At 69.8% G+C, this 14,739-nt stretch carries 10 protein-coding genes; 4 read left to right on the top strand and 6 right to left on the bottom strand.

From position 1 onward, the window contains the following. Positions 1–7 precede the first annotated feature (7 nt). Together IH68_RS0112340 and IH68_RS0112335 are read right to left on the bottom strand one after the other, a co-directional pair. Positions 8–619, bottom strand: coding sequence for a TetR/AcrR family transcriptional regulator (locus IH68_RS0112340; RefSeq protein ID WP_030933001.1), 612 nt, complete (start codon positions 617–619; stop codon positions 8–10). A gap of 26 nt (positions 620–645) precedes the next feature. Further along, positions 646–1,437, bottom strand: coding sequence for an SDR family oxidoreductase (locus IH68_RS0112335; RefSeq protein ID WP_030932998.1), 792 nt, complete (start codon positions 1,435–1,437; stop codon positions 646–648). A gap of 48 nt (positions 1,438–1,485) precedes the next feature. On the opposite strand from IH68_RS0112335, the gene IH68_RS0112330 reads away from it, so the two are divergent. Both IH68_RS0112330 and IH68_RS0112325 read left to right on the top strand, forming a co-directional pair. Then, positions 1,486–2,625: an acyl-CoA dehydrogenase family protein gene (locus tag IH68_RS0112330; protein ID WP_030932994.1), complete on the top strand. Its 1,140-nt coding sequence runs from the start codon at positions 1,486–1,488 to the stop codon at positions 2,623–2,625. A 208-nt stretch (positions 2,626–2,833) separates the two neighbouring features. Beyond that, positions 2,834–3,817 (top strand): acyl-CoA dehydrogenase family protein, encoded by a 984-nt coding sequence (locus tag IH68_RS0112325; RefSeq protein ID WP_030932991.1) that lies wholly within the window; start codon positions 2,834–2,836, stop codon positions 3,815–3,817. On the opposite strand, the gene IH68_RS0112320 is transcribed toward IH68_RS0112325, so the two are convergent. Beyond that, the gene (locus IH68_RS0112320; RefSeq protein WP_030932988.1) at positions 3,792–5,441 is read right to left on the bottom strand and encodes a cytochrome b; all 1,650 of its coding nucleotides are present in this window, start codon (positions 5,439–5,441) and stop codon (positions 3,792–3,794) included. The two genes, IH68_RS0112325 and IH68_RS0112320, sit on opposite strands and share 26 nt — an antisense overlap. A 104-nt stretch (positions 5,442–5,545) precedes the next feature. Then, positions 5,546–6,271, bottom strand: coding sequence for a vWA domain-containing protein (locus IH68_RS0112315; protein ID WP_030932985.1), 726 nt, complete (start codon positions 6,269–6,271; stop codon positions 5,546–5,548). Positions 6,272–6,406: 135 nt separating this feature from the next. Between IH68_RS0112315 and IH68_RS0112310 the strand changes: the two genes are divergently transcribed. Further along, positions 6,407–7,318 (top strand): rhomboid family intramembrane serine protease, encoded by a 912-nt coding sequence (locus IH68_RS0112310; protein ID WP_030932982.1) that lies wholly within the window; start codon positions 6,407–6,409, stop codon positions 7,316–7,318. 40 nt (positions 7,319–7,358) lie between these two features. Then, the gene (locus tag IH68_RS0112305) at positions 7,359–8,300 is read left to right on the top strand and encodes a chitosanase (protein ID WP_051833383.1); all 942 of its coding nucleotides are present in this window, start codon (positions 7,359–7,361) and stop codon (positions 8,298–8,300) included. Between the two features lie 122 nt (positions 8,301–8,422). Here IH68_RS0112305 and IH68_RS0112300 read toward each other — a convergent pair whose 3' ends face one another. After that, on the bottom strand, positions 8,423–9,886 hold the full coding sequence (locus IH68_RS0112300) for a glutamate synthase subunit beta (protein ID WP_030932975.1): 1,464 nt from the start codon (positions 9,884–9,886) through the stop codon (positions 8,423–8,425). After that, positions 9,879–14,471, bottom strand: a complete 4,593-nt coding sequence (gltB, locus tag IH68_RS0112295) for a glutamate synthase large subunit (RefSeq protein ID WP_078912424.1) — start codon at positions 14,469–14,471, stop codon at positions 9,879–9,881. The genes IH68_RS0112300 and gltB overlap by 8 nt, the downstream gene beginning before the upstream one ends. Between the last annotated feature and the right edge of the window lie 268 nt (positions 14,472–14,739).

The raw sequence follows: 14,739 nt of genomic DNA, 5'->3' as shown, positions 1-14,739 counted from the left end.
GAAAGGGCTATTCGCGTACCGCGATCCCGTCCAGCACCATCGACAGATACTGCCGGGCGATCTCCTCCGGGCTGTGCTGCCCGCCGGGCCGGTACCAGGACGCGGCCACCCACACGGTGTCGCGCACGAACCGGTAGGTGAGCCGGACGTCCAGGTCCGCCCGGAAGACCTGGGCGGCGACCCCGCGCTCCAGCGTGGACAGCCACGCCTTCTCGAACTTGCGCTGCGACTCCGCGAGAAACGCGAACCGCTCCTGTGCGAGCAGCTGCTTGCTCTCCTTCTGGTAGATCGCGACGGCGGCGCGGTGCCGGTCGATCTCCCGGAACGACTCGGTGACCAGGGCCTCCAGCGTCTCCCGCGGTCCGAGCTCGGCGTCCAGGACGGTGTCGTAGCCGCCCCAGAGCTCGTCGAGGAAGGTCCGCAGGATCTCCTCCAGCATCGATTCCTTGGAGTCGAAGTGGTAGTAGAGGCTGCCCGCGAGCATGCCCGCGTGGTCCGCGATCTTGCGTACGGTGGTGGCGTTGTAGCCCTGCTCGGCGAAGACCTCGGCGGCGGTGTCGAGGAGTTCGCGGCGCCGGGCGGGTGCGGCGGTCACCTGGGGCTTCTTCTTGGTCGGCACGGGTCCATTGTCGTCCGCTCCGGTCCTCAGGCGTGCTGGCTGCTGACGGAGACGACTTCTCCGGTCATGTACGAGGAGTAGCCGGACGCCAGGAACACGATCACGTTGGCCACCTCCCAGGGCTCGGCGTACCGGCCGAAGGCCTCGCGTGCGGTCAGTTCCTCCAGCAGTCCGGGCGTCGTCACCTTCACCAGGTGCGGGTGCATGGCGAGGCTCGGTGAGACGGCGTTGACCCGCACCCCGTACTCGGCTGCCTCGATCGCCGCGCAACGGGTCAGCGCCATCACCCCCGCCTTCGCCGCGGCGTAGTGGGCCTGGCCGGCCTGGGCGCGCCAGCCGACCACCGACGCGTTGTTGACGATCACGCCGCCGCGTCCGTCCGCCCGCATCAGCCGCAACGCCGCCCGTGTGCACCGGAAGGTGCCGTTCAACGTCACGTCGAGGACGCGGGCCCACTGCTCGTCGCTCATGTCGACCAGGTCCGAAGTGCCGCCCAGACCGGCGTTGTTGACCACGACGTCCAGCCGCCCGTGCTCCCGCAGGGCGGCCTCGAACAGCGCCTGCACCTGGCCCTCGTCGGTGACGTCGCACGGCAGGGCTGCGACCGAAGAGGCCCCGAACTCGCCGGCCAGCTCCGCCTCGCACTCCTTGAGGCGCCGCACATGCGCGTCGCCGATCAGCACGCGCGCACCCTCCTCCAGGAAGCGCCGTGCGGTCGCGCCGCCGATGCCCGCTCCGGCCGCCGCGGTGATGACGGCGGTGCGTCCCTTCAGCAGCCCGTGCCCCGGCTCGTACACGGGACTCTCGACGACTGTCATAGCCCCACGCTAACCTACCAAACACTTGTTAGGGAAGGATGGCAGCCGATGGATCTCGCCTTCACGCAGGAAGAGGAGGCCTTCCGCGCCGAGGCCCGGGCCTGGCTCGCGGACCGGGTGCCGCGCGCTCCTCTGCCGTCCCTGGAGACCGCGGAGGGCTTCGCGGCCCACCGCGCGTGGGAGGCGGAGCTGGCCGCGGACCGCTGGTCGGTCGTCAACTGGCCGACGGCGTACGGCGGAAGGGACTCCGGCCTGATCCGGTGGCTGATCTTCGAGGAGGAGTACTGGGCGGCGGGAGCCCCGGGCCGGGTCGGTCAGAACGGGATCAGTCTGCTCGCGCCGACCCTGTTCGACCACGGCAGCGAGGAGCAGAGAGCGCGCGTGCTGCCGCCCATGGCCACGGGCGAGGTGGTGTGGGCGCAGGCCTGGTCGGAGCCGGAGGCGGGCTCGGACCTGGCGTCCCTGCGGTCGAAGGCGGTGCGTACGGACGGCGGCTGGCTGCTGAGCGGGCACAAGACGTGGTCGTCGCGTGCCGCCTTCGCGGACCGTGCCTTCGGCCTGTTCCGCAGCGACCCGCAGGCCCCGAAGCCCCACCAGGGGCTGACCTATCTGATGTTCGACCTGCGCGCACCCGGTGTCACGGTCCGTCCGATCGGCCGCCTCGACGGGAAACCGGCGTTCGCCGAGCTCTTCCTCGACGAGGTGTTCGTGCCGGACGAGGACGTGATCGGCGCGCCCGGCGAGGGCTGGCGGATCGCGATGTCGACGGCGGGCAACGAACGAGGGCTGATGCTCCGCTCCCCCGGCCGTTTCCTGGCAGCGGCAGAACGGCTGCGCCGTCTGTGGCAACAGCAGGGATGCCCGCCCTCCGCCCAGGCCCGGGTGGCGGACGCCCTGATCGGCGCGCGGGCCTACCGGCTCTTCACCTTCGCCGCCGCCTCCCGCTTCCTGGAGGGCGGCTCCATCGGCCCGGAGTCCAGCCTGAACAAGGTCTTCTGGTCCGAGTACGACCTCGCGCTGCACGAGACGGCTCTCGATCTGCTGGGCGAGCAGGGCGAGGCGGCGGACTCGGAGTGGGCCGAGGGCTATGTCTTCTCCCTCGCCGGCCCGATCTACGCGGGCACGAACGAGATCCAGCGCGACATCATCGCCGAGCGGCTGCTCGGCCTGCCTAAGGGGCGCCGCTGATGCGCGGTGCGCTGACTGTGCCGATCTGCGGCTCCGCCGCGGGGTCGCGATATGCCGTCGATCGTGTGCGGCGCCATCGTGGCTGGTCGCGCCCGCGCGGCGGTAGCCGCATGTTCAACACAGCCCCGCGCCCCTTCGGGGCGCGGCGGAACCGCAGCGGACATCGCCCGACCGAAGTTGTGCCGAGAGTTCCGAAGGGACGCCGCTGATGCGCTTTCTCCTTGACGCAGAGCAGCGCGCGTTCGCGGCCTCCCTCGACGCCATGCTGACGGCCGCCGACACGCCGTCAGTCGTACGGGACTGGAGCCGCGGCGAGCACACGCGCGGCCGCGCGCTGTGGTCCCGTCTCGCGGACGCGGACGTCTTCGCACTGGCGGTCCCCGAGGAGTACGGCGGCCTGGGGCCCCGTCCCGTCGAACTCGCCGTCGCGTTCGTCGAGTTGGGGCGGCATGCGGTGCCGGGCCCGCTGGTGGAGACGGTCGCGGCGGCGGCCCTGCTCGCCGCGCTGGACGACACGGGTCCGGCCAAACGCCTGCTGCCCGCGCTGGCCTCCGGCGAGTCGGCGGCGACGCTCGCGACGGGACCGTATGCGCTGGACGCGGACATGGCGGACGTACGGCTGACCGTGGCGGCAAGGGACGCCGAACTGCGCCTCGCTCCCCCGCCCGGCCGCCCCCACCCCTCCCTCGACCCCGCCCGCCGCCTCTTCGCGCCGGCGCACGGAGGGGAACTGCTCGCTGCCGGTCCGCAGGTCGCCGAGGCCGTCGCCCATGGCCTGACCTGGGGTCGCCTCGCCGCTGCCGCCCAGTGCCTCGGTGTCGGCCTGGCGCTCCTGGACAGAACCGTCGCCTACGTCGGGCAGCGCACCCAGTTCGGCGTCCCCATAGGCTCCTTCCAGGCCGTCAAGCATCACCTGGCCGACGCGAAGATCGCGTTGGAGTTCGCCCGTCCCCTGTTGTTCGGGGCCGCGCTCACCATGGCCCCCGCCGATGTCGCCGCCGCCAAGGTCACCGCATCCGAGGCGGCGTACGCCACCGCGCGTACGGCGCTGCAGCTGCACGGCGCGATCGGCTACACCGCGGAGTACGACCTGTCCCTGTGGCTGACCAAGGCCCGCGCCCTGCACACCGCGTGGGGCGGGCCGCAGGAGTGCCGGGCCCTGGTCCTCAGTGGTGGTGATCGCCGCTGGTGAGTTCCCGGTACTCCTCCACCGTCGGCTTCGGGATGTGCGACTCCGAGCCGAACATCACCCGGGCCAGCCGGGCGCGCATCCGCTGCCCCGGCTTCACCGGCCGCCGTACGCCGTTCGCGTCGACGAGCGGGCCGATCTCGTAGGGCGGGTTCTGCTCGTGCTGGGTGAGGGTGAACAGCTGGTCCTGCGTGAGGGGCTCATGGACCTCGACGAACTCGCCGTGCGGCAGCCGTTTGATGGTGCCGCTCTCCCTGCCGTGCAGCACCTTGTCCCGGTCCCTGCGCTGCAGGCCCATGCAGACCCGTTTGGTGACGAGGAACGTGACGACCGGCGCCACGAAGAAGGAGACCCGCACGAACCAGGTGATCGAGTTGATGGACAGATGCAGATGGGTGGCCACGATGTCGTTGCCGCCGCCGATCAGCAGCACGGCGTACAGGGCCAGCCAGGCCGCGCCCAGGCCGGTGCGGACGGGCATGTTGCGGGGCCGGTCCAGGATGTGGTGCTCGCGTTTGTCGCCGGTGATCCATGCCTCGAGGAAGGGATACAGACCGAGGGCGAGCAGCAGCAGCGGGAAGAGCGAGAAGGGGATGAAGACGCCGAGCTCCAGGGTGTGGCCCCAGAAGTTGAGCTCCCATCCCGGCATCACCCGGATCAGGCCCTCGGAGAAGCCGAGATACCAGTCGGGCTGGGCCCCCGTGGTCACCAGGTCCGGGCGATAGGGGCCGAAGGCCCACACGGGGTTGATGCTGGCGAGGCCGCCCATGAGGGCCAGCACGCCGAAGACGAGGAAGAAGAAGCCGCCCGCCTTGGCCATGTAGACCGGCAGGAAGGGCATGCCGACGACCGTCTTCTGGTCGCGTCCGGGCCCCGGGTACTGGGTGTGCTTGTGGTAGAAGACCAGGATCAGATGGGCGACGACCAGACCCAGCATGATCCCCGGCAGCAGCAGGACATGGACCGGGAAGAGCCGCGAGATGATGTCGTGCCCCGGGAACTCCCCGCCGAAGAGGAAGAACGACAGGTACGTGCCGACGATCGGGACGGACAGGATCGCGCCGTCGGCGAAGCGGATGCCGGTGCCGGACAGCAGGTCGTCGGGGAGCGAGTAGCCGGTCAGGCCGGTGATGATGCCGAGGAACAGCAGGGTCCAGCCGAACAGCCAGTTGAGCTCGCGCGGCTTGCGGAACGCCCCGGTGAAGAACACCCGCATCATGTGCACGAGCATGCCGGTGACGAAGACCAGCGCCGCCCAGTGGTGGATCTGCCGGATCAGCAGCCCGCCGCGCACATCGAAGCTGATGTCGAGCGTGGACTCGTAGGCCCGGGTCATCGGGACGCCGTTGAGCGGGACGTACGAGCCGTGGTAGATCACCTCGACGCCGCTCGGCTCGAAGAACAGGGTGAGATAGATGCCGGTGAGGATCAGGATGAGGAAGCTGTAGAGGCAGATCTCCCCCAGCATGAAGGACCAGTGGTCCGGGAAGACCTTGCGCATATTGGCCTTGGCCAGCCCGTACAGGCCCAGCCGCCCGTCGGCCCAGTTCGCCAGCTTCTCACCCGTGCCCGCCGGCTCCCTGCGCGTGGAGCCGGCCGCCTGGTTCCCCGATCGTGCGCCGTCCATAGGTTCGTCGCCTCCCCGTCGGATCATCCTCAGGGTGGCACGGCGTCCCGGGTAAGCCAACGGTGAGAGCAGCCGTACGAGTGACTCGCGCCCCTCCCGGGCTCTCAGACCGACCGCACGATCCCCTTGGCCCGCGCGGCGGCCAGCCAAGTCGGGAACTCCCCGACCAGCCGGTCGTACAGTTCCGCGTCGGTCAGCTGCCCCGGATCCGATCCGGCGTGGAAGAACCCTGCGTTGTCGACGACCCGCTTGTGCGGCACCGCCAGCTCGTCGAGCTTGCGCAGGAAGTCGAACTGCTTGCTGCCCGGATCCCCGAAGCCCACGAACTGCCAGAACAGCGGCAGTCTGGCCGCCTTGCACAGATAGCGCTCCGCGGCGAGCTTGTTGATCGGGCCGCCGTCGGTCTGGAAGACGACGAGGGCGGGGGCGGTCGAACCGCTGTCGAGGTAGTGGTCGATGACCGCGTCCATCGCCAGGTGATAGCTGGTCTTGCCCATGTGCCCGAGCCCGGCCACGATCTTCTCGATCCGGCCCTCGTGACCGGCGAGCGCGATGTCGGTCTCGGCGTCGACGTCCGTCGAGAAGAAGACCACCGGCACGCGCCCGTCGTCGTCGAGATGCGCGGACAGCCCCAGCACCCGGTCGGCGAGGGCCTGCACACTGCCGTCCTTGTAGTACGGCTTCATCGAGCCGGAGTAGTCGACGACGAGGTACACCGCCGCCCGCAGGCCGTCCAGCCCGTGCTTCCGGAGCGACACCCCGGCGCTCTTGTACAGGCTGACCAGCGCGGGCGCGGTCTCCTCGATCTTGCGGAGACTGATCGCGGCCATGCTCCCCCCTTCGTTCGTGCCGAGGTTACGTCACGCCGACCCCACCCCTCCCACCACCCACAGCCGTTCGCTATTTTGTTCGCCGCCGTCCCCACCGGCTCGCCGTCCGTCCCACCCCCTTCCGAGGAGCCGGCTGTGGAATCCGAGTCCACCGTCACCACCTGCTACCGCCATCCCAAGGTGGAGTCCCACGTCCGCTGCACCCGCTGCGACCGGTACATCTGCCCGGACTGCATGCGGGAGGCGGCCGTCGGCCACCAGTGCGTGGAGTGCGTGAAGGAGGGCGCGCGATCGGTACGGCAGGCGCGGACGGCCTTCGGCGGCCGGATCACGTCGGCGCCCGTGGTGACGTACGTCCTGATCGGGCTCAATGTGCTCGCGTACCTGGGCGAGTTGGTGCGGTCGTCGATCGTGGACCGGTTCGAGATGCTGGGCCGCGGGCTGGTCGGGCCGGACGGCGGCCACTACGTGTGGGTGGCCGACCACCCCGCCGACTACCACCTCGAAGGGGTGGTCGGCGGTGAGTGGTACCGCATGCTCACCGGGGCGTTCCTGCATCTGCCGCCCACCGGGGGGACGTTCGGGATCGCGCACATCGTGATGAACATGGTCGCGCTGTGGAACATCGGCCGAGTGGTCGAGTCCCAGCTCGGCCGGATCCGCTACATCGCCCTGTACGTCCTGTCGGCGCTGGGCGGCTCCGTGCTGGTCCTGCTGATCGCCCCCGACCAGGCCACGGTCGGCGCCTCCGGCGCGATCTTCGGGCTCGGGGCCGCGTACTACGTCATGGCCCGGCGCCTGGGCGCCGACATGCGGTCCGTCAACCAGTTCATGGGCGGCCTGCTGCTGTGGCTGGTGATCTCCGCGTTGGTCACGTCCTGGCAGGGCCACCTCGGCGGGCTGCTGGCCGGCGCTGTGGTGACCCTCGCCTACGCGTACGCACCCCGCGACCAGCGCCGCAACCTCGTCCACGCAGGCGCCTGCGTCGCCCTGCTGGCGCTCCTTGTGGTCCTGACGGTCGCGAAGGTGACGGAACTGGCGGCCTGACCTGGATCATCCGGGAATCAACCGGCCGTACCCTCTCGCTATGCTGCGTTTTTCTGGGGGACGGCCCCCAGGCCCCCGACGTGCCGGTTGCCTCCTGTTCGCGACCCTCCCCCTGGTCGTCACGGGCGTCGTCTACATCCTCTCGCCCGCCGACTCCTCCGACGGGAGCAGGAACAGGACGCAGGCCACCGCCGCGCAGAAGGCCCGCCAGAGCGCCAAGAGCCGGGCCGAGCAGGAGAGGCCGGAGGACGAGGAGGTGATCGCCGACCTGCCGGCCGGCCTCGCCGCCCCCGCCAAGAAGGAACTGGCCCAGGAGCTCGTGGCCGGCGCCGAGAACTCGACGCTGGACTGGCGCAGTGCCTACGGCTACATCGAGGACATCGACGACGGCCAGGGCTACACCGCGGGCACCGTCGGCTTCTGCACGGGTACCCACGACCTGCTCACGCTCGTCGAGCGCTACACCGAGGACCATCCCGACAACGGCCTCGCCGACTACCTGCCCGCCCTGCGCGAGGTCGACGGCACGGACTCCCACGAGGGCCTGGACCCGGGCTTCACCGCCGCCTGGAAGGCCGAGGCGGAGCTGCCCGCCTTCCGGAAGGCCCAGGACGAGGAACGCGACCGCGTCTACTTCGACCCGGCCGTCCGCCTCGCCAAGCTGGACGGCCTCGGCACACTCGGCCAGTTCGTCTACTACGACGCCATGGTCCAGCACGGCCCCGGCACCGGCCCGAACAGCTTCTACGGCCTGCGCGAACAAGCGATGGACGAGGCGGACCTCCCCTCACAGGGCGGCTCCGAGAAGACCTACCTGGACGTCTTCCTCGACATCCGCGTCGAGGCCATGCGGACCGTGCGTCCCGACCTCGACACCAGCCGCGTCGACACGGCCCAGCGGCAGTTCCTGTACGACGGGAACCTGGACCTGAGGACGCCGCTGACGTGGAAGGTGTACGGGGAGACGTACAAGGTGCCGTAGCCCGCCCCGGCCGGCGGCCGGCCGCAGACATGCGACGGCGCCTGCCGTCGTCCGGTCGGGGACAGGGCAAGCGCCGTTGCGGTGTTCCGTACGCCTTTGTACGGGACGTATATGAGGGACCGTCAGGCCATCAGGGACCGGTCCGTGGGGCGGATCGGGGCCGGCAGGTCGCTGGCGCCCGTCAGGAAGCGGTCGGTGCCGCGGGCGGCCGAGCGGCCCTCCGCGATCGCCCACACGATGAGGGACTGGCCGCGGCCCGCGTCACCGGCGACGAACACACCGGGGATGTTGGTCTGGAAGTCGGCGTCGCGGGCGATGTTGCCGCGCTCGTCGAGCTCCAGGCCGAACTGCTCGACCAGGCCGTTCTCCCGGTCGGTGCCCGTGAAGCCCATCGCCAGCGTCACCAGCTGGGCGGGGATCTTGCGCTCCGTGCCCGGCTTCGGGGTCAGCTTGCCCTCGACGAACTCCACCTCGGTCAGGTGCAGCCACTGGACGTTGCCGTCCTCGTCGCCCTCGAAGTGGGTGGTGGAGACGGAGTAGACCCGCTCGCCGCCCTCCTCGTGCGCGGACGTGACCTTGTAGAGCATCGGGAACGTCGGCCACGGCTGGGTGACGTTGTTCCGCTCGTCGTTCGGGCGGGGCATGATCTCCAGCTGCGTGACGGAGGCTGCGCCCTGGCGGTGGGCGGTGCCCACGCAGTCCGCGCCGGTGTCGCCGCCGCCGATGACCACGACGTGCTTGCCCTCGGCCGAGATCGGGGAGGTGACGTAGTCGCCCTCCTGGACCTTGTTCGACAGGGGCAGGTACTCCATCGCCTGGTAGATGCCCTTGAGCTCGCGGCCGGGGACCGGGAGGTCACGGGCGGTCGTCGCACCGGCGGCGATGACGACCGCGTCATACCGCTTCTTGAGGTCGGTCGCCTTGAGGTCGCGGCCGATCTCGATACCGGTACGGAAGCGGGTGCCCTCCGCGCGCATCTGCTCGATACGGCGGTTGATGTGCCGCTTCTCCATCTTGAACTCGGGGATGCCGTACCGGAGAAGGCCTCCGATGCGGTCCGCGCGCTCGTAGACGGCGACGGTGTGGCCCGCCCGGGTCAGCTGCTGGGCGGCGGCCAGGCCGGCCGGGCCCGAGCCGATGACCGCGACCGTCTTGCCGGAGAGACGCTCGGGGATCTGCGGGGCGACGTCACCGGTGTCCCACGCCTTGTCGATGATCGAGACCTCGACGTTCTTGATGGTCACCGGCGGCTGGTTGATGCCCAGCACACACGCCGACTCGCACGGAGCGGGGCAGAGCCGGCCCGTGAACTCCGGGAAGTTGTTCGTCGCGTGCAGGCGCTCCGACGCGGCCGACCAGTCCTCGCGGTAGGCGTAGTCGTTCCACTCGGGGATGAGGTTGCCCAGCGGACAGCCGTTGTGGCAGAACGGGATGCCGCAGTCCATGCACCGGCTGGCCTGCTTGCTGATGATCGGCAGCAGGGAGCCGGGGACGTAGACCTCGTTCCAGTCCTTCAGACGCACGTCGACCGGGCGGGACTTGGCGACCTCACGGCCGTGGTTCAGGAAGCCCTTCGGGTCAGCCATTGATCGCCGCCTCCATCATCTTCTCGGTGATCTCGGACTCGGAGAGTCCCGCCTGCTCGGCGGCGTCCTTGGCGGCGAGCACTGCCTTGTACGTGCTGGGGATGATCTTGCTGAAGCGCTCGACCGCGGTGTCCCACTCGGCCAGGAGCTTCTCGGCGACCGTGGAGCCGGTCTCCTCCTGGTGGCGGCGCACCACGTCGTGCAGCCACTGCTTGTCGGTGTCGTCGAGGGCCTCCACAGCGCCGACGTTGCCGACGTTGACGTTGTCGGTGTTCAGGTCGACGACGTAGGCGATACCGCCCGACATACCGGCCGCGAAGTTGCGGCCCGTCTCACCGAGGACCACCGCGCGACCGCCGGTCATGTACTCGCAGCCGTGGTCGCCCACGCCCTCGGAGACGACCGTCGCACCGGAGTTGCGGACACAGAACCGCTCGCCCGTACGACCTCGCAGGAACAGCTCGCCGCCGGTCGCGCCGTAGGCGATGGTGTTGCCCGCGATGGTCGAGTACTCGGCGAGGTGGTCGGCGCCCCGGTCCGGGCGGACGATCACACGGCCGCCGGAGAGGCCCTTGCCGACGTAGTCGTTGGCGTCGCCCTCCAGGCGCAGCGTGACACCGCGCGGCAGGAAGGCGCCGAAGGACTGGCCCGCGGAGCCGGTGAAGGTGATGTCGATGGTGTCGTCGGGCAGGCCGGCGCCACCGAACTTCTTCGTCACCTCGTGGCCGAGCATCGTGCCGACCGTGCGGTTGATGTTGCGGATCGCGACCTGCGCGCGCACCGGCTGGGCGTCGGTCGCGGAGTCCGCGGCCAGGGCGTCGGCGGCGAGCTTGATCAGCTCGTTGTCGAGCGCCTTCTCCAGGCCGTGGTCCTGCGCGATGACCTGGTGGCGCACCGCGCCCTCGGGCAGCGAGGGCACGTGGAACAGCGGCTCCAGGTTCAGGCCCTGTGCCTTCCAGTGGTCGACGGCGCGCGTGACGTCGAGCGCCTCGGCGTGGCCGACGGCCTCCTCGATGGTGCGGAAGCCCAGCTCGGCGAGGATCTCGCGGACCTCTTCGGCGATGTACTGGAAGAAGTTGACGATGTACTCGGCCTTGCCGGAGAACCGGTCCCTGAGGGTCGGGTTCTGGGTGGCGATGCCGACCGGGCAGGTGTCCAGGTGGCAGACGCGCATCATGACGCAGCCGGAGACGACGAGCGGAGCGGTCGCGAAACCGAACTCCTCGGCGCCGAGCAGTGCGGCGATGACGACGTCACGGCCGGTCTTCAGCTGACCGTCGGTCTGGACGACGATGCGGTCGCGCAGGCCGTTGAGCAGCAGCGTCTGCTGGGTCTCGGCGAGGCCGAGCTCCCAGGGACCGCCCGCGTGCTTGAGGGAGGTCAGCGGGGAGGCACCCGTACCACCGTCGTGGCCGGAGATGAGCACCACGTCCGCGTGCGCCTTGGAGACACCCGCGGCGACCGTGCCGACACCGACCTCGGAGACCAGCTTGACGTGAATCCGCGCCTGCGGGTTCGCGTTCTTCAGGTCGTGGATCAGCTGGGCCAGGTCCTCGATGGAGTAGATGTCGTGGTGCGGCGGCGGGGAGATGAGACCCACGCCCGGCGTCGAGTGACGCGTCTTCGCGACCCACGGGTAGACCTTGTGGCCGGGCAGCTGACCGCCCTCGCCGGGCTTGGCGCCCTGCGCCATCTTGATCTGGATGTCGTCGGCGTTGACCAGGTACTCGGAGGTCACACCGAAGCGGCCGGAGGCCACCTGCTTGATGGCGCTGCGCCGGGCCGGGTCGTAGAGACGGTCCGGGTCCTCGCCGCCCTCACCGGTGTTGGACTTGCCGCCCAGCTGGTTCATGGCGATGGCGAGCGTCTCGTGCGCCTCGCGCGAGATGGAGCCGTACGACATGGCGCCGGTGGAGAAGCGCTTGACGATCTCCGAGACCGGCTCGACCTCGTCGATGGAGATCGACGGGCGGTCCGACTTGAAGCCGAACAGGCCGCGGAGCGTCATCAGCCGCTCGGACTGCTCGTTGACGCGCTCGGTGTACTTCTTGAAGACGTCGTAGCGGCCGGTGCGCGTGGAGTGCTGGAGGCGGAACACCGTCTCCGGGTCGAACAGGTGCGGCTCGCCCTCGCGGCGCCACTGGTACTCGCCGCCTATGTCGAGGGCGCGATGGGCGGGCGCGATGCCGCTCGCCGGGTACGCCTTCGCGTGGCGGGCGGCGACCTCCTTGGCGATGACGTCGATGCCGACGCCGCCGATCTTGGTGGCCGTGCCGTTGAAGTACTTCTCGACGAAGGCCTCGTCGAGACCGACGGCCTCGAAGACCTGGGCGCCGCGGTAGGAGGCGACCGTCGAGATGCCCATCTTGGACATGACCTTCAGAACACCCTTGCCGAGGGCGTAGATCAGGTTGCGGATGGCCTGCTCGGCCTCTATGCCCGAGAGGAAGGTGCCCGCGCGGACCAGGTCCTCGACGGACTCCATCGCCAGGTACGGGTTGACGGCCGCGGCGCCGAAGCCGATGAGCAGCGCGACGTGGTGGACCTCGCGGACGTCACCGGCCTCGACCAGCAGACCCACCTGGGTGCGCTGCTTGGTGCGGATGAGGTGGTGGTGGACGGCCGCGGTGAGCAGCAGCGAGGGGATCGGCGCGTGCTCGGCGTCCGAGTGGCGGTCCGACAGGACGATCAGCCGGGCGCCGTTGTCGATGGCGGCGTCGGCCTCGGCGCAGATCTCCTCGATGCGCGCGGCGAGGGAGTCGCCGCCGCCGGAGACCCGGTAAAGGCCGGAGAGGGTCGCGGCCTTGAAGCCGGGCATGTCGCCGTCGGCGTTGATGTGGATGAGCTTGGCCAGCTCGTCGTTGTCGATCACCGGGAAGGGCAGGACGACGCTGCGACAGGAGGCGGCCGTCGGGTCGAGCAGGTTGCCCTGCGGACCCAGCGAGCTGCGCAGCGAGGTGACGAGCTCCTCGCGGATCGCGTCCAGCGGCGGGTTGGTGACCTGCGCGAACAGCTGGGTGAAGTAGTCGAAGAGCAGCCGCGGACGCTCGGAGAGAGCGGCGATCGGGCTGTCCGTACCCATCGAACCGATCGGCTCGGCACCGGCCTTGGCCATCGGCGCGAGGATGACGCGCAGCTCCTCCTCGGTGTAACCGAAGGTCTGCTGGCGGCGGGTGACCGAGGCGTGGGTGTGGACGATGTGCTCGCGCTCGGGCAGGTCGCCCAGCTCGATCTCACCGGCCTCGATCCACTCGGCGTACGGCAGCTCGGCGGCGAGGGTCGCCTTGATCTCGTCGTCCTCGATGATGCGGTGCTCGACCGTGTCGACGAGGAACATCTTGCCGGGCTGCAGGCGGCCCTTGCGGACGACCTTGGAGGGGTCGATGTCGAGGACGCCGACCTCGGAGCCGAGGACGACCAGGCCGTCGTCGGTGACCCAGTAGCGGCCGGGGCGAAGGCCGTTGCGGTCGAGGACCGCGCCGACCTGCTTGCCGTCGGTGAAGGTGACGCAGGCCGGCCCGTCCCAGGGCTCCATCATCGTGGAGTGGAAGTTGTAGAAGGCGCGGCGGGCCGGGTCCATGGAGTCGTGGTTCTCCCACGCCTCCGGGATCATCATCAGCACGGAGTGCGGCAGCGAACGCCCGCCCAGGTGCAGGAGTTCGAGCACCTCGTCGAAGGACGCGGAGTCGGAGGCGTCCGGCGTGCAGATCGGGAAGATCCGCTCCAGGCCCTGGTCTCCGAACAGGTCCGAGACCAGCTGCGACTCGCGGGCGACCATCCAGTTGCGGTTGCCCTTGACGGTGTTGATCTCACCGTTGTGCGCGACGAAGCGGTACGGGTGCGCGAGGGGCCACGACGGGAAGGTGTTCGTGGAGAAGCGCGAGTGGACCAGGGCGACGGCCGAGCCGAAGCGGCGGTCGGAGAGGTCCGGGAAGAAGGGCTCCAGCTGACCGGTGGTCAGCATGCCCTTGTAGACGATGGTGCGAGCGGAGAGCGACGGGAAGTAGACACCGGCCTCACGCTCGGCGCGCTTGCGCAGCACAAAGGCCTTGCGGTCGAGGGCGATGCCCTCCGAGGCATTGTCCGTGACGAAGATCTGCCGGAAGGCCGGCATCGTCGAACGGGCGGTGGCACCGAGCAGTTCGGGCGCGACCGGAACCTCGCGCCAGCCGAGGACGGTGAGGCCCTCGTCGGCGGCGATCGTCTCGATCTGCGAGACGGCGTCCTCGGTGGAGTCCTCCGGGAGGAAGGCGATACCGACGGCGTAGCCGCCCGCCGCGGGCAGCTCGAATCCGGCCACCTCACGGAAGAAGGTGTCGGGCACCTGGGAGAGGATGCCGGCGCCGTCACCCGAGTCGGGCTCGGAGCCGGTGGCGCCGCGGTGCTCGAGGTTGCGCAGCACCGTCAGGGCCTGCTCGACCAGGGTGTGGGACGCCTCGCCGGTGAGGGTCGCCACGAAGCCGACGCCGCACGCGTCGCGTTCGTTGCGGGGGTCGTACATACCCTGCGCAGCAGGGCGAGCATCCATGAAGGACCAGTTCTGGCCATTCGCGGAGTGCTGGGACGGCTGGCGCGGCGTACGCATCGGCTCTCCCGTCGTCGTCTCAAGTGGCATATGCATATTGCCGAGGGACGACGTTGGCCCTCTGCTGAGTGCAAAATTTCGTGCAGGTTACATGATGGAGCGGTTCTCGGGAACCGGGATATTCCGTTCCAGCATGCGGACACCGCGCGGCTGCAGTGCGGGTACCGCGCCTGCGGTGGAAGCTATGGGGACCGAGTGGGACAGATCGATGTCCGTCGGCCCGAAAGACGGGGAGGGCTACGTCGCCCTTCCCGCGGGTGCGCGGCAG

Source organism: Streptomyces sp. NRRL S-646 (assembly GCF_000720765.1).
Classification (GTDB): Bacteria; Actinomycetota; Actinomycetes; order Streptomycetales; family Streptomycetaceae; genus Streptomyces.
The sequence above is the reverse complement of the archived record's forward strand: the minus strand, read 5'-3'. Positions and strand labels throughout refer to the sequence as shown.